This window comes from Phytobacter massiliensis JC163 (genome assembly GCF_000321045.1).
GTDB lineage: Bacteria > Pseudomonadota > Gammaproteobacteria > Enterobacterales > Enterobacteriaceae > Phytobacter_A > Phytobacter_A massiliensis.
Genome location: NZ_HE578946.1, coordinates 360,001 through 379,211, shown reverse-complemented (window position 1 = coordinate 379,211; position 19,211 = coordinate 360,001). Strand labels below are relative to the sequence as shown.

General features: G+C 58.7%; 16 protein-coding genes. 7 read left to right on the top strand and 9 right to left on the bottom strand.

The genetic code is table 11. The features are described 5' to 3' along the window. Nucleotides 1–292 precede the first annotated feature (292 nt). Nucleotides 293–1,051: a metalloprotease LoiP gene (gene loiP / locus ENTHG_RS12215; RefSeq protein ID WP_044180052.1), complete on the top strand. Its 759-nt coding sequence runs from the start codon at nt 293–295 to the stop codon at nt 1,049–1,051. A gap of 66 nt (nt 1,052–1,117) precedes the next feature. On the opposite strand, the gene speB is transcribed toward loiP, so the two are convergent. The 4 genes from speB to ENTHG_RS26430 form a co-directional block, all read right to left on the bottom strand. Further along, on the bottom strand, nt 1,118–2,038 hold the full coding sequence (gene speB, locus ENTHG_RS12210; protein ID WP_044180050.1) for an agmatinase: 921 nt from the start codon (nt 2,036–2,038) through the stop codon (nt 1,118–1,120). Between the two features lie 186 nt (nt 2,039–2,224). Next, nucleotides 2,225–4,201 carry a biosynthetic arginine decarboxylase gene (gene speA / locus ENTHG_RS12205; RefSeq protein ID WP_044180048.1) on the bottom strand — a complete coding sequence of 659 codons (1,977 nt, stop codon included), beginning with the start codon at nt 4,199–4,201 and terminating at the stop codon, nt 2,225–2,227. Next, on the bottom strand, nt 4,194–4,337 hold the full coding sequence (yqgB, locus tag ENTHG_RS25085; protein WP_145973667.1) for an acid stress response protein YqgB: 144 nt from the start codon (nt 4,335–4,337) through the stop codon (nt 4,194–4,196). The genes speA and yqgB overlap by 8 nt, the downstream gene beginning before the upstream one ends. Before the next feature lie 92 nt (nt 4,338–4,429). After that, the gene (locus tag ENTHG_RS26430) at nt 4,430–4,573 is read right to left on the bottom strand and encodes a hypothetical protein (protein WP_421957768.1); all 144 of its coding nucleotides are present in this window, start codon (nt 4,571–4,573) and stop codon (nt 4,430–4,432) included. 410 nt (nt 4,574–4,983) lie between these two features. On the opposite strand from ENTHG_RS26430, the gene metK reads away from it, so the two are divergent. From metK to ENTHG_RS12185, 3 genes are all read left to right on the top strand, one after another. Further along, nucleotides 4,984–6,138, top strand: coding sequence for a methionine adenosyltransferase (gene metK, locus ENTHG_RS12195; protein ID WP_044180044.1), 1,155 nt, complete (start codon nt 4,984–4,986; stop codon nt 6,136–6,138). Between the two features lie 432 nt (nt 6,139–6,570). Continuing rightward, nucleotides 6,571–7,965 (top strand): sugar porter family MFS transporter, encoded by a 1,395-nt coding sequence (locus tag ENTHG_RS12190; RefSeq protein WP_044180042.1) that lies wholly within the window; start codon nt 6,571–6,573, stop codon nt 7,963–7,965. Nucleotides 7,966–8,209: 244 nt separating this feature from the next. Continuing rightward, complete coding sequence (locus tag ENTHG_RS12185; RefSeq protein ID WP_044180040.1) at nt 8,210–8,830, top strand: response regulator transcription factor; 621 nt, start codon at nt 8,210–8,212, stop codon at nt 8,828–8,830. Between the two features lie 9 nt (nt 8,831–8,839). Here the strand turns inward: ENTHG_RS12185 and ENTHG_RS12180 are convergent, their stop codons facing one another. The 5 genes from ENTHG_RS12180 to ENTHG_RS12160 are packed head-to-tail and all read right to left on the bottom strand — an operon-like array spanning nt 8,840 to nt 16,069. Beyond that, nucleotides 8,840–14,425, bottom strand: coding sequence for an ATP-binding sensor histidine kinase (locus tag ENTHG_RS12180; protein WP_044180037.1), 5,586 nt, complete (start codon nt 14,423–14,425; stop codon nt 8,840–8,842). Nucleotides 14,426–14,434: 9 nt separating this feature from the next. After that, complete coding sequence (locus ENTHG_RS12175) at nt 14,435–14,803, bottom strand: response regulator (protein WP_044180035.1); 369 nt, start codon at nt 14,801–14,803, stop codon at nt 14,435–14,437. Nucleotides 14,804–14,839: 36 nt separating this feature from the next. Then, a complete protein-coding gene (locus ENTHG_RS12170; RefSeq protein ID WP_044180033.1) occupies nt 14,840–15,094 on the bottom strand; it encodes a XapX domain-containing protein in 255 nt (84 codons plus the stop codon). Between the two features lie 2 nt (nt 15,095–15,096). Further along, entirely contained in the window at nt 15,097–15,327 is a 231-nt protein-coding gene (locus ENTHG_RS12165; protein WP_044180031.1) for a DUF1427 family protein, read from the bottom strand. Between the two features lie 52 nt (nt 15,328–15,379). Continuing rightward, nucleotides 15,380–16,069, bottom strand: coding sequence for a hydrolase (locus tag ENTHG_RS12160; protein ID WP_044180030.1), 690 nt, complete (start codon nt 16,067–16,069; stop codon nt 15,380–15,382). A gap of 349 nt (nt 16,070–16,418) precedes the next feature. Here ENTHG_RS12160 and ENTHG_RS12155 point away from each other — a divergent pair, with 349 nt between their 5' ends. From ENTHG_RS12155 to ENTHG_RS12145, 3 genes are all read left to right on the top strand, one after another. Beyond that, on the top strand, nt 16,419–18,290 hold the full coding sequence (locus ENTHG_RS12155; protein ID WP_044180028.1) for an amidohydrolase: 1,872 nt from the start codon (nt 16,419–16,421) through the stop codon (nt 18,288–18,290). A gap of 3 nt (nt 18,291–18,293) precedes the next feature. Continuing rightward, entirely contained in the window at nt 18,294–18,719 is a 426-nt protein-coding gene (locus ENTHG_RS12150) for a DoxX family protein (RefSeq protein ID WP_044180026.1), read from the top strand. Further along, the coding region (locus ENTHG_RS12145; RefSeq protein ID WP_044180024.1) for an MFS transporter at nt 18,703–19,211 on the top strand (509 nt) is incomplete at its 3' end. The genes ENTHG_RS12150 and ENTHG_RS12145, both read left to right, overlap by 17 nt.

The following is a 19,211-nucleotide window of genomic DNA, read 5'->3' as shown; positions in this document are numbered from 1 at the left end:
ACGTGAGGACATTTTGACTCCAGATCGGACTGTTGAAGGCCATGCCCGTAACGACTTGACGACAGCGCGTTTTGGGCTACGCCGGAAAAAAGTGCCAACAATGTAACCCAAGCGACAAAACATGTACATGGAGCATCCTTTTGGCGATTAAGAAATCTCTGGAAGCTGCTCGCATGTTGCGCAAGAGGCTCGCCCGCCGCTCGTTCTGTTCTTTATACTTACCTCTGGCCCCCGGTTCGTCTGTATCGGGGCACTATCAGAATAATGATTTAACCTGCGTGGAAGATAAGAAATGAAAATTCGCCCGGCTATGCTCGCTCTGGGAACAGCAGCCCTTCTGGCAGGCTGCCAGAATATGGATTCAAACGGCTTTCTTAGCTCAGGCGCGGAGGCTTATCAGGCCTATTCGCTGAGTGACGCACAGGTCAAAAGCCTGAGTGACGAAGCCTGTAAGCAGCAGGACAGCAAGGCGACCATCGCCCCTGCCAGCAGCCCCTACAGCCAGCGTCTTGATAAAATCGCCGCCGCGCTGGGCGACAATATCAACGGCCAGCCGGTGAACTACAAAGTGTATGTTGAGAAGGATGTGAATGCTTTCGCAATGGCGAACGGCTGTATTCGCGTCTACAGCGGCCTGATGGATATGATGAACGATAACGAAGTGGAAGCGGTTATCGGCCACGAGATGGGCCACGTTGCGCTGGGTCACGTCAAGCGCGGTATGCAGGTGGCGCTGGGCACTAACGCGGTGCGCGCGGCGGCAGCATCCGCCGGTGGCGTGGTGGGCAGCCTGTCCCAGTCGCAGCTGGGCGATCTTGGGGAAAAACTGGTGAACTCGCAGTTCTCCCAGCGTCAGGAAGCCGAAGCGGATGACTACTCCTACGACCTGTTGCGCAAACGCGGTATCAGCCCGGCCGGGTTAGCCACCAGCTTTGAGAAGCTGGCGAAGCTGGAGCAGGGGCGTCAAAGCTCCATGTTTGACGATCACCCGGCCTCCGCCGAACGTGCGCAACATATTCGGGAGCGTATGGCGGCAGACGGCATTAAATAACGCGATTTGCCGGGCTCCGATAAGGCAGCCGCATCCCCGATGCGCTGCGCTTATCGGGGCAACCCGTTAAGCGCCCTTCTTCGCCGCCTGAATATAGAGCATCTCCAGCGCCAGCGTCGCCGCAGCCAGCGCGGTAATATCCGACTGGTCGTAAGCAGGCGAGACCTCCACCAGATCCATCCCCACAATATTCAGATCCTTAAGGCCGCGCAGCAGTTTCAGCGCCCGATCGGAGGTGAGACCGCCGATAACCGGCGTCCCGGTTCCCGGCGCAAAGGCCGGATCGAGGCAGTCGATATCGAAGGTCAGGTAGACGGGCAGATCCCCTACCCTTGCTTTCACCTCGGCCATAATATCCTCAACGCGGCGATCGTTAACCTGGCAGGCATCCAGCACCGCAAATCCGTCCGCCGGGCTGAATTCGGTACGAATCCCTATCTGCACCGAGTGCGCAGGGTCAATTAGCCCCTCTTTTGGCGCGGTGTAAAACATGGTGCCGTGGTCAAACTCACAGCCGTTAGAGTAGGTGTCAGTGTGGGCGTCGAAATGCACCAGCGCCATCTTGCCGAAATGTTTGGCATAAGCGCGCAGCAGCGGCAGGGTAACGTAATGGTCGCCGCCAAAAGAGAGCAGCCGCTTGCCTGCCGCCAGCAGCATTTCAGCATGGGCCTGCAATTTTTCGCTCATTTCGCGGGCATCGCCGAAGGCGTAGACCAGGTCGCCGCAGTCCACGACCCGCAGCCGTTCGCGCATATCAAACTGCCAGGGAAAACGGTGATGCTCCCACGCCAGGTGGGTGGAAATCTGGCGAATCGCCCCCGGCCCCAGGCGACTGCCGGGGCGGCCTGAGGTCGCCATATCAAAAGGAATACCGGTGATGACCCATTCAGCGTCGCTATCCCAGGGTTCAAAGTGCAACGGCAGGCGGAGAAAACCGAAGGCGTTAGAGACAAGAGAGTTGTCGTACTGATGTCCCAGCGTGCTCATAAAGCGACCTCCTGATAGCTGTCGTGGTAAAAAAACCTCCCGCTGCGGTTGTCCCGGCACGGAAGGTTCTTTTGCGTTATGTGGCGTGCGTAACCAAATGTCGCCATAAATTCTGCCGGTCAGGGCAAAGTATAGGCGAGAGCCCGGCGTTACGCCCCCGCCACAGGATTTACCTGCGCCGGAAGGTTATTCATCTTCCAGGTAAGTATACCCGTACAGCCCCGCCTCAAACTCTTCAAGGAACTGCTGCTGCAGGGCATCATCCAGCCCGGTTTGTTTCACCTGATCGCGGAACTGCACCAGCAGCGTTTTGGGGTCGAGCTGAACATATTGCAGCATGTCCGCCACGGTGTCCCCTTCGTCAGAGAGCTCCACTTCAACGCTGCCATCCGGGAAGACAAACACGTCAACCGCTTCGGTATCGCCGAACAGGTTATGCATGTTGCCGAGGATCTCCTGATATGCCCCTACCATAAAGAAGCCCAGCATCGGCGGGTTCTCGGGGTCGTACTCCGGCATCGGCATGGTGGTGGCGATACCGTCGCCGTCCACGTAATGGTCGATAGCGCCATCGGAGTCACAGGTGATATCCAGCAGCACCGCGCGGCGCTCGGGCGCCTGATCCAGCCCTTCCAGCGGCAGGACCGGGAACAGCTGATCGATACCCCAGGCGTCCGGCATCGACTGGAACAGCGAGAAGTTGACGTACATTTTGTCCGCCATCCGCTCCTGCAATTCGTCGATAATCGGCCGGTGGGCGCGGTTGCTCGGGTCGAGCTGTTTCTGCACTTCGTGGCACATGTTCAGATAGAGCTGCTCGGCCCACGCGCGCTCCTGCAGGCTAAAGCTGCCGGAGGAGTAGCCAACGTGAATATCGTGCAGATCCATCTGGCTGTCGTGCAGCCATTCGCGCAGCGAACGGCGGGTGCCCGGCTGATGCATCTCCTGCCAGGTTTCCCACATATTTTGCAGGGCGCGGGGCGCATCGTCGGCAGGCGGCGTCGCCTCGGTGGTTTCGCTGCGCTCCACGCCGATAATATTCGACACCAGCACGGTATGGTGCGCGGTCACCGCGCGGCCAGACTCGGTGATCACCGTCGGGTGCGGCAGACCGTGCTCTTCGCAGGCGTCGCCAATCGCCCAGATAATGTTATTAGCGTACTCGTTCAGGCCGTAGTTGACGGAGCAGTCGGACTGCGAGCGCGTACCTTCATAGTCCACGCCCAGGCCGCCGCCCACGTCGAAGCACTGGATATTGACGCCAAGTTTATGCAGTTCAACGTAGAAACGCGCCGATTCGCGTACGCCGGTGGCGATATCACGAATGTTCGCCATCTGCGAACCCAGGTGGAAGTGCAGCAGCTGGATGCTGTCCAGACGCCCGCGTTCACGCAGGATCTCTACCAGTTGCAGCACCTGGGTCGCCGCGAGGCCGAATTTAGACTTTTCGCCGCCGGAGGATTGCCATTTACCAGAGCCCTGCGAGGCCAGACGGGCACGCACGCCAAGACGCGGGACCACATTCAGCCGCTCGGCCTCTTCCAGCACGATGGCCACTTCGGACATCTTCTCGATGACCAGGTACACCTTGTGGCCCATCTTCTCGCCGATTAAGGCCAGGCGAATATATTCGCGGTCTTTATAGCCGTTACAGACGATCACTGAACGGGTCATCCCCGCGTGGGCCAGCACGGCCATCAGTTCGGCTTTGGAACCGGCTTCCAGCCCCAGCGGTTCGCCGGAGTGGATCAGCGATTCAATCACGCGACGGTGCTGGTTTACCTTGATGGGGTAAACGAGGAAGTAGTCGCCGTTATAACCATACGATTCACGCGCGCGCTTGAAGGCGGCGTTAATGGAGCGCAGGCGATGTTGCAGGATCTGCGGAAAGCAGAACAGCGCAGGCAGGCGTTGGCCCTGCGCCTCACGCGCTTTCACCAGTTGCGCCAGGTCGACGCGGGCTTCCGGGACATCCGGATCCGGGCAAACGCTGATGTGGCCCAGTTCGTTGACGTCGTAGTAGTTATTGCCCCACCAGGCAATATTGTAAGTACGCAGCATCTTGCTGGCTTCCTGGGAGCTCATTGCAACCTCCTGCATGGAGCGTAGTACACCCTGTTCGCCCGCTGACGAAGGCAAACCCATAGACATGTCGTCAGACATAGCGAACCTCAAAAGTATTAAGTGTAAGACAGTCAACTACTATCGCAGCGTAACTTTGCGATAACAACCCATAAACAGCCTGGCTTTCCAGCACAAAAGACTGGGATACCGACTGCGCGACCGGTTTCTTGTTCATCTCATTGTAAAACACGTAACCGAACTTAAGTATGACGGTTCGGCGAAACCACGAGAAAACTCCTGTAAATCAGGAGCGCCCTTGTTCAGTTGTCACTGCGCCGTACCGGCCCGTGAGTCCTGAGAAGCGCCGAAATGGGTATAACATCGGCAGGTGTGCAGAATAGATTTGCGGGGTGTGGGGAAAGAAAGCGCATCAGAACGACGCGACGAATGCTCTACAGAACGACGGTTCATTATCTCGTATCACCTCCACGCACGCCTTACGACCTGCGATAAGCCAAAGTCTTAATATCCTCAACCCGGCTGGAAGTGGCGACACGAGAAACCCCGTGCGCTTTTTTATATGAGCCGCGCGCGGCGTTTTATACCGACAACCAGCGCGAAATGCAAAATAAAAAAATCATCTTTACGGCACCCACAGGGAAAATTTCTGTAACCAATTCAGTCAGAATGGCGGCGACCGCAAAAAACGCTGGCAATGGGGTCAAGAAGTGACCTAGAATAGCCATCCAGATGTTAATCCATCTATACTGATTAACACTTAGACAGCCCGTGTCGCTACCTGCACTCCTCGCGGAACCTACCGCCAGGCATCCTGACACACTGCTTGAGCCAACCGTATTATTCCAGGGTGAAAATTAAACATGGCAAAACACCTTTTTACGTCTGAGTCCGTTTCAGAAGGGCATCCTGACAAAATTGCTGACCAAATCTCCGACGCCGTGCTGGACGCGATCCTTGAACAGGATCCGAAAGCGCGCGTTGCCTGTGAAACCTACGTCAAAACCGGCATGGTGCTGGTAGGCGGCGAGATCACCACCAGCGCATGGGTAGATATCGAAGAGATTACCCGTAACACCGTGCGTGAGATTGGCTATGTGCATTCTGACATGGGCTTTGACGCCAACTCCTGCGCCGTGCTGAGCGCAATTGGTAAACAGTCACCGGACATCAACCAGGGCGTTGACCGTGCCGATCCGCTGGAACAGGGCGCGGGCGACCAGGGCCTGATGTTTGGCTACGCCACCAACGAAACCGACGTGCTGATGCCTGCGCCGATCACCTACGCCCACCGTCTGGTAGAGCGTCAGGCAGAAGTGCGTAAAAACGGCACCCTGCCGTGGCTGCGCCCGGATGCGAAAAGCCAGGTCACGTTCCAGTACGACGACGGTAAAATCGTTGGCATCGACGCGGTTGTTCTCTCCACCCAGCATGCTGAGGATATCGATCAGAAATCCCTGCAGGAAGCGGTGATGGAAGAGATCATCAAACCGATTCTGCCGACCGAATGGCTGAACAGCGCCACTAAATTCTTTATTAACCCGACCGGCCGTTTCGTTATCGGCGGCCCGATGGGCGACTGCGGCCTGACCGGGCGTAAAATCATCGTCGACACTTACGGCGGCATGGCCCGTCACGGCGGCGGCGCGTTCTCCGGTAAAGATCCGTCGAAAGTTGACCGCTCTGCGGCTTACGCTGCCCGCTACGTTGCGAAAAACATCGTTGCCGCAGGCCTGGCTGACCGCTGTGAAATTCAGGTCTCTTACGCTATCGGCGTCGCTGAACCGACCTCTATCATGGTGGAAACCTTCGGTACTGAGAAGGTGCCAACCGAGCAGCTGACCCTGCTGGTGCGCGAGTTCTTCGACCTGCGTCCGTATGGCCTGATTCAGATGCTGGATCTGCTGCACCCGATCTATAAGCAAACCGCTGCTTATGGTCACTTTGGTCGTGAATCCTTCCCGTGGGAAAAAACCGACAAAGCGGCCCAGCTGCGCGATGCTGCCGGCCTGAAATAATTCAGAGCTGGGTTCCCGGATGCGGCGTTGCCTTATCCGGGCTACAGGTCAAGTAGCCCGGGTAAGCGCAGCGCACCCGGGAATCCCGAACGGTCGCTGCGTTTTTACAAAAATCGACTAAACTTTTAAAGTGTTTTCAATAGCTTGCTGAAAGCGATTACATTCCAGCCTTGTCGGTATCTACGCCGCTTATTACCCATCCTGCGTGAAGCAACAATACATTGTTACATCACCCTTTCGGTTTAGTCTGAAACTCCCCTCTGCTGCTCCCGCCGCTCTCACTTATATCTATAATATTTATCAGTTTTCTTTGCCGGTTCGTTTTGACGTCGATGTAACCGATTACACTGACGTGATCTTTATCACAAAAAACCGCGCAGCATTCACCTACGTTTACCATCGCAAAAACTGATAATAGAAATGGAGGGCATCATGCCTGACAATAAAAAACAGGGACATTCAAACAAGGCGATGACCTTTTTTGTCTGCTTCCTCGCAGCACTGGCAGGGTTACTGTTTGGCCTGGATATCGGCGTCATCGCAGGGGCGCTGCCCTTCATCACCGATGATTTCAAAATTGATTCTCACACCCAGGAGTGGGTGGTCAGCTCCATGATGTTTGGCGCCGCCGTTGGCGCAGTGGGTAGCGGCTGGCTCTCCTGGCGTCTCGGGCGTAAAAAAAGCCTGATGATTGGCGCAGTGCTGTTCGTCATTGGCTCGCTCTGCTCCGCCGCCGCGCCGAACGTCGAAGTGCTGATCCTGTCGCGCGTTATTCTCGGTTTAGCGGTAGGTATCGCCTCCTACACCGCTCCGCTTTATCTCTCTGAGATCGCCCCGGAAAAAATTCGCGGCAGTATGATCTCTATGTATCAGCTGATGATCACCATCGGTATTCTTGGCGCTTATCTGTCTGACACCGCATTCAGTTACAGCGGCGCGTGGCGCTGGATGCTGGGGGTTATCGTGATCCCGGCGATCCTGCTGCTGATTGGCGTCTTCTTCCTGCCGGACAGCCCGCGCTGGTATGCAGCCAAACGCCGTTTCCATGATGCGGAGCGGGTGCTGATGCGTCTGCGCGACACCAGCGCAGAGGCGAAGAACGAACTGGAAGAGATCCGCGAAAGCCTGAAGGTCAAACAGACCGGCTGGGCATTGTTTAAGGACAACAAAAACTTCCGTCGCGCCGTGTTTCTTGGCGTCCTGTTGCAGGTGATGCAGCAGTTCACCGGGATGAACGTCATCATGTACTACGCGCCGAAAATCTTTGAACTGGCGGGTTACAGCAACACCACTGAACAGATGTGGGGCACGGTGATTGTCGGCCTGGCTAACGTGCTGGCCACCTTTATCGCTATCGGTATTGTTGACCGCTGGGGGCGTAAACCAACGCTGGTGCTTGGCTTCCTGGTGATGGCAGCCGGTATGGGGATTCTGGGTACGATGCTGCACCTGGGCATTCACTCTACCACGGCGCAGTATTTCGCCGTCGCTATGCTATTGATGTTTATCGTGGGCTTTGCGATGAGCGCTGGGCCGGTGATTTGGGTACTGTGCTCCGAAATCCAGCCGCTGAAAGGGCGTGATTTCGGTATCACCTGCTCCACAGCCACCAACTGGATTGCCAATATGATTGTTGGCGCAACCTTCCTCACCATGCTGGATACGCTGGGCAACGCCAACACCTTTTGGGTCTATGCCGGCCTGAACGTCCTGTTTATCCTGCTGACGCTGTGGCTGGTTCCGGAAACCAAACATATCTCTCTGGAACACATCGAGCGTAACCTGATGAAAGGTCGCCCGCTGCGTGAGATTGGCTCGCGCGACTAATTTTCCTTGTCCCGGATGCGGCGCAGGCGCGCCGCATCATTCCCCGCCTTAGCGCCCCCCGCACATAATCTATGCGTTTTTATTATTTTCATTTGAAACATGAAAATGATAATTGTTATGTTAATATCCAGTTATTCATTCGTGAAATATATGTATGTCGCTGTAATGCAAAGGAACAACCAGATACTCCTCTCCAGGCACGGCGGTCCACTGCGGGCATACACGTTAATAATCAGGATCACCCATGGATCACATTGTTTACGTTGTAGATGACGATAACTCCGTCAGGCAGGCGCTGGTCAGTTTGCTGATGGCGGAAGATTATCAGGTCGCCGACTTTCCCTCCGCACGCGCGTTTTTATCCCACCCTTTTCCGGCTCGACCGGGCTGCCTGATTCTGGACATGAACATGCCTGAGGCCAGCGGCTTTGACGTCACCGAGGCGTTATCGCGGCTTGGCCATATGATGCCGGTGATTTTCCTGACCGGCTTCGGCACTATCCCGCTTTCGGTGAAGGCAATGAAGGCGGGCGCCTATGAATTTATGACCAAACCCGCCGTGCCGGGCCTGCTGCTACAGGCCGTAGCCGGGGCGCTAAAGCTGGCGGAAAAAATCTGCGGCGAGTCGCAACAGATGCAGACGTTGACCACCCGCTACGACTCGCTGACGCCGCGGGAAAAAGAAGTGTTCCAGCTGGCGATTGGCGGCCTGCTGAATAAGCAGATCGCCACGGAGATGGGCGTCAGCGAAATCACGGCCAAAGTGCATAAAAAGCGGGTGATGGAGAAAATGGAAGTCCGCTCGCTGACCGACCTGGTACGGGCCGCCGACCGGCTGAATATTCAAAAAACCCGCAGCCGGTGACCGGCTGCCCTAGCCTTCGTCGCCGTGGGTGGGCAGCGTAAAGGTGAAGACGCTGCCATCACCGCAGGGTTCAGCCATCAGTTTACCGCCGTGCTTCTCAATAATGCCGTAGCTGATGCTCAGCCCCATCCCCATGCCGTGTTCCTTGGTGGTGTAGAAAGAGTCGAACAGCCGGGCCTGCACCTGCGGGCTCAGGCCGACACCGGTATCGGCAATCGCCATGCTTATTACCCCCGGCGACGGGTTCTCTGAGCTGACGGTCAGGATCAGCGGGCGATCGTGGATACTCTCCATCGCATCAATGGCGTTGACGATCAGGTTGAGTAACACCTGCTGTATCTGCACGCTGTCGGCGAAGATAAAGGCATCCTCCGCGTTAAGCTGGTAGTAAAGCGCTATCTGCTGTCGTTCCAGCTCACTGCGTGACAGCGCCACAATATGGCACACCAGATGATGCAGGTTGATACGCGAACAGCTGGTGGTCTGATTGCGGGTCAGCGCCTGCAACCCGCGAATAATATTTCCGGCGCGTTCGCCTTCACTGATGATCTCTTCGAGGCTATTACGCGCGTTGACCAGCGCAGGCGGTTCGCGGTTGAGCCAGCGCAGGCTGGCGCCGGCATTGGCAACAATCGACATCAGCGGCTGGTTAATCTCATGGGCGATAGAGGCGGTAAGCTGGCCGACAGTCGTCGCACGGGATACGCGTGCCAGATCGGCCTGCGCCGCGCGGACCACATCCTCCGACTGGCGGCGAGCGGTGATATCGGTGATCACGCCAAAATACTCGGCGACATTCGCCTCATACCCTACCGGGTTGCCCACCCCCAAAATATAACGGCAGTCGCCATCGGGGCGGAAAATGCGGAACTCGGCGCGCATCGAGACGCCATTGCGCACGCTATCGACGACCAGCGTATGAATGCGCTGGAAATCTTCCGGATGGACGAGGGTCAGAAAGTCGGCCATCGAGATAGTACGCTGCGTTTCCGGCAGGCCGAGAATACGGGCATATTCATCGGAGACAAACATCAAATCCTGTTCCAACTCCCAGCGCCAGGTGCCGGTATTGCTGATTTTTTCCCCCAGCATCAACGACGTCTGGCTGGCCCGCAGCTCTTTTTCCGCCCGCCGACGCTGCACGTTCTCCTCTACCAGTTCGGCGTACAGGCGGGCGGTCTCCAGCGACACCGCCGCCTGGGCTGCCAGCATCCTGACGATGCGGGAGTGTTCAGCGGTAAAGATCTCCGGCATAACGCGGTTTTCAAGGTAGAGCACCCCCACCAGCTTGCCCTGTTTATGCATCGGCACGCACATGACCGCCGCGCCGGAAGCGACCAGATAGGGATCCTGGCTAAAGGGGCTGAACAGTTCCGGCTTGCTGATGCGAATCTCCTGCCCCGTTCGCATGACCGCCGTCAGCACCGAGAGCGGCATATCGGCGGCGGTTGGGCGCTCTTTGACCATCCGCACGTTGACCCCGGCCGAGGTGGTTTCCGCGCAGGCCTGCGTTTCCGGGGTGGTATTATCGAGTATACGAATCAGCAGTCCGCGCTGCGCCCCCGCCCGCTCCAGCAGTATGGTCATTAGCGTGTGAACCAGTCGGTCGAGGTTAATCTCTTCGGTCATGGCGCGCACTGCCCGCAACATACTCTCCAGATCATGAACGGCTTCGTTCTGGGCAAAGGTGATGGTGTCATAAGGCGAGCGCTGCCCGCACGGCGTCAGATGCGGGTACAACCGCTCAAGCTGGCGCAGTTTCGCCACCGCCCCCCAGCGCCGCCAGGCGGCAAAAGCGTTGCGGATATAGCCTTCGGCGGCGACATGCCAGCCCGATGCTCTGGCGAAGCGCCCCGCCAGTTCGCAGGCCAGCCCATTCACCGGATGGAACTCCGCCTCGCCGGAGAGCGCAATGGCCTGCTCATAGCGGGAGAGCGCCAGTTCGTTATCTCTATCCAGCCGTGCCATCTCGGCGCGTACCAGCGCGGCTTTATCGGCGAAGGTAGCGGGATTATGCCCGGCCCAGCGGGCAAGCGCCGCATGATGCGCCGCCAGCGTTTCCCGCTGTTGCGGGGTAATGCTCGCCGGGGTCAGGGTAAGCGCCAGCGCGAGCGCGCTAAAAAAGTGGTAATCCATTAAATGGACATAGCCCGGCACCATTCCCGCCAGCGGCGCGGCCTGCGCCAGGCAGCGCGATGCATCCGCATACTCCCCGGCCATAAAGTGCGCCATGCCCCGGTAGAGCCAGAACCAGAAGACCGTGAGTGGAATCGGCTGGCTTACCTGTTTGCCGCCGTTGTTCAGCATCGACTCAGAATAGAGCTGATGCCCGGTAAACTTGCCCGTCCCGGGGTTGCGCAGATAGTTGATATACAGCCGCTGGATCAGCAGCAGGATCTCTACATCCGGGAAACGCAGCTTGCGGATAAAGCTCAGCCCGCCTTCAATGGTGGTCATGACATCATCCAGATGATCGCCGCGCGTCAGGCGGTTCATCGTCTGATGCCGGATGATAAAGCAGGCGACGGTAAGATCCCCATGCTCATTTGCCGCCTTAAAGCAGCTCCTGGCGTGATCCACCGCCACGCTGATGGGCTGCGTCCACGCGCTGGCAAGATCGACCGCCAGCAGCGTGCGGCCAATAAAATGGGTGAAATGATGGCGGGTGACTAAATCCCGTCCGAGAAGCGCATAGCCATAGCCCTGCTCGCAGGCGTCAAAGCGCCGTCCGATCAGCACCCCATACCAGGCAAGCGCCGCGGTAGACGCCCCGCAAAGGCCGTGATCCAGCGTCATCTGCATAATCCGGCACAGAATAAGAAAATGCAGGCGCGGCGAGACAAAGGCGGCGAACATGCTGGCGCTAAGCAACAGGCTCATCATCGCCTCCGCCTCCCGATCCTCAATCACCCCGAGCGCGCCGAAACGCGCCGCCGGGCTCTCCCCTATTTGCGCCTCGATAGCCTGCCGGGCCTGCTGGCAATCCGCATCATTCGGGTCGCGGCTGAAATGAATGCCAAAAACCGCAAGCCAGGCCAGCGCGGTTTCGAGGGCAAGATACATATCCGCCTGCCGCATATGCAACTCCGCCATCATGCAGGCAACCATCGCCTTTTGCCGCAGGCTGCCGGGCATGCTCATGAGCTGATGGCAAAGGGTCAGCGCGCCCGGCAAGTTACCCTGCAGAAACTCGCACTCCGCCTCTTCGAAATCAAGAGCAAAACGCTCCTCAGCCTCGCAGTTCTGCGCCTCGCCAATTAACTGCCTGGCCGTCTGCAGATAGCGAACCGCCGATACGTAATCCCCGGTTAGCCGGGCGCGCTGGGCGGCAAGCCGGGCAGTGGCCCGATACCGGTCGCAGTCGGGCAGGCAACGGATGCTGTCGCTGACGCAGGCGATAGCATGAACCGCCAGAAACAGATTTTCGTTACTGTCATCCTGCTCCGCCGCCCCGGTAAAGTGCCGGGCGGCGGCGATATTGAGCCGCCTCACCTCCGCCGGTTGCAGCAGGGTTTGCGCCGCGTTGTGCAACCGATCGTGGGTAAAGGTGTAGTGATCGTCATTAAGGGCTATCAGGCGGGCGGCGACGGCGGGCTGCAGCTGCTCGTAGAGCCGCTGCGGGGCGATTTCCAGCAGCTGACTTAACAGCACGGGTTTACCGGTTCCGCCGACGCAGGCCAGACACCCCAGCAGTTTTCGCGTGGGCGGCGGCATTTCCGCAAGCTGGCGCAGCACCAGACTGGCGACATTTTCCGTGTAGTCGCGGGCGCGAATCGCCGCGACGTCATAGTGCCATTTGCCATGCTGTGGGCTGTGCGCCAGCAGCCCGTCTTTAACGATGCGCTGCAAAAACTCATGGCTGAACAGCGGGTTACCGCCGGTTTTTTCATGGATGAGGGCCGCCAGCTCCCCAAGCCCCGCGGCCCGCGTCTGTAACAGTTCCGCCAGCCAGCGCGACAGGCCTTTAACGCTAAGCGGTTCAGGACGTAGCTCAAGGACATAACTCGCCCCGGCGCGCAGCTTCGGCAACAGAGGCGGCTCGCCGCTGGCGGGAAAACCATCGGGATCGGGCCATGAGACAACGATCAACAACGGCAACGACTCGCTGCTGCTGATAAGGTGCTTTAACAGGTGCAGGCTGGCCTGGTCTATCCACTGGATATCGTCGATCAACAGCACCAGCGGGCAATCAGGCGTGGCGAAGGCTTCAACCAGCCGACGCGCCATCAGGTTGAAACGCATCCGGGAGTCCGCAGAGCGGGTATCTACCCCGGCAAGGGACGGCGAATCCAGCAATAGCCCCAGTTCCGGCACCAGCCTGACCGCCAGCGCGGCATCCAGGTCAGGCATTTGAGCCAGCCGCGTTTTCCAGGCTGCCACATCATCCGCTTCCAGCCCCAGAACCCAGAGCGCCAATGCGCGAAAAGCTGAAGAGATCACCGTATAAGGCAGTACCGGTGAATACTGGTCGGCTTTACTGACGGCCAACAGCGCCCGACGGCGCTGCAGTTTTTTTAACGCCGAAGCGATAAGCGAAGATTTACCGCTCCCCGGCGGCCCGCTAATGGTGACCAGCGCATGCGTTCCGCTTTCCGCTACCCGGTCGAAGGCCGCCAGCAGCTGATGCTGCTGCGGGTGCTCCAGAAAGAGCGGCTCCGTCTGCAGGCGCGACGATACCCGGTCCTGCAAACCTGGAATAAACGCGGCAATCGCGCCCTTTTTCGTCAGCGTCGCCTGACAACGGCGCAGATCGGCCACCAGCCCCTCTACCGTCTGATAGCGGCTCTCCGGCGACTTTTCCAGCAGGCGGAGGATAATATCCGATAGCATCGGCGACACCCCGGACCGCACCCGGCCAGGGGGGCGGGGAGCAGAGGCAATATGGTGATGCGCCCACTCCGCCTGGCCGCCCTCGCTCACGACAAAGGGCAGTTCGCCGGTTAACAATTCATACAGAACAATACCAAGGCTGTAGAGATCGCTGCGGCTGTCTACGCTATCCGGCGTGCGGGCAGTATGCTCCGGCGACATGTAAGCCAGCGTGCCGCCCGGCAACGCCGGTCGTCCGGGGCTGGCGGCCTCTGCGATAAGCGTCGCCAGGCCAAAGCCCCCAAGCCGATAGCTACCGTCAGGGCCTATAAAAAAATGGCCGGGTTTGATATCGCTGTGGATCATCCCCAGCGCATGCATCTGGCGCAATGGCGCGCACAGGCGAATGGCCAGCGAGAGAAAATCGGCCATGCCGCGCCCCCGCAGCGGGCTGACTTGCGCCAGCGTGCGGAAGGAAAACGGCGTATAGACCAGCGCGTAGTGGCCGTGGTAGCTGGTGCAGCTTACCGGCCCGATAGCCCAAGAACGGCTAAGCCGGTCACGCAGGGAGAATTCATTTTTCAGCCGCTGCGTGGTCTGGAATGCCGCCTCGTCGCCGGTCACCGCCGCGCTGGCAAGAATAAAGCTGCTGTCGGAGTGCAGCGGCTGACAGAGCGTCCAGGCGATACCGCCTTCCTGCGTCAGAAGCGTGAAGATGATGTCATCGGTCAGGGTAACGATGTCGCCATTCATCATTTTTCCGGCGGCAGAAAGTTTTTCGCTCATCAATGCTCCTCATGCATAGAGTTGGCGGCGGATGTGATCCAGCAAGGTGTCGATATTAATGGGCTTACGCAGCAATATGACCGGCCCAATGTCCTGAACATAGCCCGGCAGACTTTCTTCCTCATGACCGGAGATCAAAATGATCGGCAGCGCGGCGCGCTGCGTAACCCGCCGATAGAGTTCAAGGCCGCTCATCCCCTTTAGCCTGATATCAACAATAAGCAGCGACGCATCCGCCAGCGCGGTTTCATTAGCGAGAAACGCCTCGGCGGACTCAAAAGCGTCTGTCTCATACCCCTCCGACTGCAGCAGGTTGCTTAATCCGCTACGGACGGAACGTTCATCATCAATAATGACAATGCGCGATGACAGCGTCATGCCGGACTCCTCTCTCACCCAGGGTGAGCCACGCGCCTAAGTTACGTCTTTACCGTCAGGGGGCGGCATGCCGCTGATTTTGGGCACGCACTCATGGCGAAACCATGCCATCGTCACCGGCTCACGCCGCAGAAGACGGCGGGCAAGGGGTATAAGCTGCTCGCCAACCAGCATGCCGAACAGCCCCAGCAGCGCGATAACCGGCGGCGCGGGTGAATGGACATTCATCGCGCCGTAAATGATACCCGCCAGCAGGCCGGTCGCCAGGGAAACAAACCAGGATTTCAACATGATTATCCCGCCTCTGTATAGCGGTGCGGAGAGGGGACGGCGCTGTGGGACGATACCGCCGCGGTCGGCGATGCGTTGCGCTCGCTCAGAGCGACCACCAGCTGCTCGCCTGCCAGCATACCGAGCAGGCCGACCAGCGCGATGGCGGGCGGCGCGGGCGAGCGAACCTTCAACAACGCATAAACCAGACCGATCGCTACGCCTGCGCCCAGCGAAAGAAGCTCTGTGCTCATCGTTTTCTCCCGTAAAGGGTGCTGAACGGGCCGGGTATCCAGCCCGCGCAGATTATTTATTGGCCGGTAACGGCGCCAGCGTGCGATGGTTGCCTTTGGCACGCGCCGGCGCTTTATGCACCATGGTGTAGGCATAATCAACGCCCATACCGTAGGCTCCGGAGTGTTCTTTAACGATATCCATCACCGCGTTGTAGGTCTCTTTGTGCGCCCAGTCGCGCTGCCACTCCAGCAGAACCTGCTGCCAGGTCACCGGAATGACGCCCGCCTGAATCATGCGCTGCATGGCAAAGTCGTGCGCTTCTTTCGAGGTGCCGCCCGAGGCGTCGGCGACCATATAAATTTCATAGTCCCCTTCCAGCATGGCGCAGAGGGCAAAGGTGTTGTTGCACACTTCTGTCCACAGGCCGGAAACCACGACTTTCTTCTTACCGTTTTTCGCCAGCGCGTCACGCACTTTCTGGTCATCCCAGGAGTTCATGGAGGTGCGCTCAAGGATATCGTGTTCCGGGAAGACATCCAGCAGCTCGGGGAAGGTGTTGCCGGAGAAGCTCTCAGTTTCAACCGTGGTGATGGTGGTCGGAATGTTGAAGACTTTCGCCGCTTTCGCCAGGCCAACCACATTGTTTTTCAGCACCTGGCGGTCAATAGACTGTACGCCAAAGGCCATCTGGGGCTGCTGATCGATAAAAATCAACTGGCAGTTTTCAGGGGTCAGTACTTCAAGTCTGGAGTTGGTCATAGGAATTCCCATCATCGTTAAGTTACCAGATCCGCGAAAAGCGGACGCTTTTCTTACAGTGACCGGGAGATTCACACGGCGAGGATATCGCGGCGCAAAAGCGGATGTAACCGCGGCCTGGAGGCCGTCCCGGACTCTGCTGTCGGAGCGGATAGTAAGGTCAGTTAAAAATGAGAACTATTATCTTTGTGTATAACTATACGTTCGTATAGGTATACCTTCGTATAACTAGACGCCGTTTTCGCCTGCTTACCATAATCCCCCCAGTTCACCGCTCTGTGTTGACGGAGCGTCCATCTTGCATCCGGCGGCGTTACGCCCGGCCGGAAAGTCTCAGACAGGAGGATTTATGGTCTCGCTCGGTAAAGCGGAGCTGATTTTACTCAACGGTAAATTTCATACGGTCGACAGGGAAAACCCTCTCGCCGAAGCGGTGGCAATCCGCGACGGTAAATTTCTCGCGGTGGGCACAAATGCCGAAGTGATGGAGTACCACAGCGAAGGTAGCAAAGTGGTGGATCTGAAAGGCAGCACCGCTATTCCGGGGCTTAACGACTCCCACCTGCACCTGATCCGCGGCGGGCTGAACTACAACCTTGAGCTACGCTGGGAAGGGGTGCCGTCGCTGGCAGACGCGCTACGCATGTTGAAAGAGCAGGCGCTGCGCACCCCGTCGCCCCAGTGGGTACGCGTGGTGGGCGGCTGGAGCGAGTTCCAGTTCGCCGAACGCAGAATGCCGACGCTGGATGAAATTAACGAGGCCGCGCCGGATACCCCGGTATTTATTCTTCATCTTTACGACCGCGCCCTGCTCAACCGCGCGGCGCTGCGGGTGGTGGGCTATACCAAAGAGACCCCCAACCCGCCGGGGGGCGAGATCCAGCGCGACGCCAACGGCAACCCGACCGGCATGCTGATTGCCCGTCCAAACGCCATGATCCTCTACGCGACGCTGGCGAAAGGGCCGAAGCTGCCGCTGGAGCAGCAGATCAACTCTACCCGCCAGTTTATGCGCGAGCTGAACCGCCTGGGGCTGACCAGCGCCATTGATGCGGGCGGCGGCTTCCAGAACTACCCGGAAGATTACGACATCATCAATGAACTGCACGCCAACAAGCAGATGACGGTGCGTATTGCCTACAACCTCTTTACCCAGCGCCCGGGCCACGAGCTGGAAGACTTTGAGAAGTGGACCGATATGCTGACGCCGGGCCAGGGCAGCGACTTCTTCCGCCACAACGGCGCAGGGGAGATGCTGGTCTTTTCCGCCGCCGATTTCGAAGACTTTCTGGAGCCGCGCCCGGACCTGGCGCCCGGCATGGAAGACGAACTGGAACGTGTGGTGCGCCATCTGGTGGAGCATCGCTGGCCGTTTCGCCTGCACGCCACCTATAACGAATCGATTAGCCGAATGCTCGATGTCTTTGAGAAGGTCAACCGTGAGATCCCGTTCAACGGCCTGCACTGGTTCTTCGACCACGCGGAAACCGTTAGCCAGCAGAATATCGACCGTATCAAGGCGCTGGGCGGCGGCATTGCCGTGCAGCACCGGATGGCCTTCCAGGGAGAATATTTTGCCGAACGTTACGGCATAGAGGCGGTACGCCACACGCCGCCGGTGGCAAAGATGCTGGAAACGGGCGTGCCGGTGGGACTTGGCACCGACGCCACCCGCGTCGCCAGCTATAACCCGTGGACCGCCCTCTACTGGCTGGTCTCCGGGCGTACCGTGGGCGGCATGCAGATGTATGACGTTAACACACGCCTCGACCGCGATACCGCGCTGATGTTGTGGACCCAGGGCAGCGCCTGGTTCTCCAGCGAGCAGGGCAAAAAAGGGCAGATCAAAGCGGGACAGCTGGCGGATCTTGCGGTGCTCAGCAAAGACTATTTCCGGGTGCCGGAGGAGGAGATCAAAGGCATCGAGTCGGTGCTGACGGTGGTTGACGGCAACATTGTCTATGCCGCAGGCGGTTTCAGTTCCGAAGCCCCGCCCGCCATCCCGGTGCTGCCGGAGTGGTCGCCGGTGGTCACCGTGCCGGGGCACTACCGCAGCGCGCCGCCACAGCCAAACCGCGTGGGGATGTCCGCCGCGCACCATTGCAGCGGCCCGTGCGCGGTTCACAGCCATCAGCACGATGCGGCGCGCCGCGCGTGTGTTCCGGTTTCAGACGATAACGCCTTCTGGGGCGCGTTCGGCTGCAGCTGCTTTGCGTTTTAGCCTATGCGCCATTCAACTCAGCTGTTGCCCCGTATCGACGCGGGGCTGCTCTTCCTGCGCCTGACCTGCAGCCTGTTACTGCTTTACGTACACGGCCTGCCGAAGGTGCTGCACTTTAACGAAGAGCTGGCGCGGATCGAAGATCCTTTTGGGTTCGGCCCGTGGATGAGCCTGCTGCCCGCCATTCTGGCGGAAGTGGTCTGCCCGCTGTTTATTATCCTCGGCATCGGAACGCGGCTGGCCTGCCTGCCCATTATCGGCGTGCTGCTGGTGGCGATGCTGGCGGTTCATCCGCAGTGGAGCATTGCCGAAGGACAGTTTGGCTGGCTACTGTTAATTATCTTCACCACCATTGCTTTAACCGGGCCGGGCAGATGGCGCGTGGGCATGGCGGATAAACGGGAGTTCCGGCATGGCGCAAGTCAATGATGTTCACGCGGCGACAGCGCAGGCCGCGTTAGCGACCGCTGCTCCGGCGGCAGCCTCCTCCTGGCAGCCGCTGCGCCAGCCGGTTTTCCGCATGCTGTGGATAGCGACGGTGGTCTCTAACATCGGCTCATGGATGAACGATGTCGGCGTGAACTGGACCATGCTGACCCTGAGCGCCGATCCGCTAGCCGTCGCGCTGGTGCAGGCGGCGAGCAGCCTGCCGATGTTTCTTTTCGCCCTCCCCTCCGGGGTGATGGCGGATATCGTTGACCGCCGGAAATACCTGCTCTTTTCCCAGCTGTGGGTCTTTATTGCCGCCGCCGGTCTGACGCTGCTCTCCCTTGCAGGCATGGTGACGCCCGCGGTGCTGCTTGTCGCCGCCTTTTTATTAAGCGCCGGGGCTGCCATGAGTTCGCCGCCGTTTCAGGCGATCGTGCCGGATCTGGTGGATAAGAGCGAACTGGCCCCCGCCGTGGCGCTCAACTCGCTGGG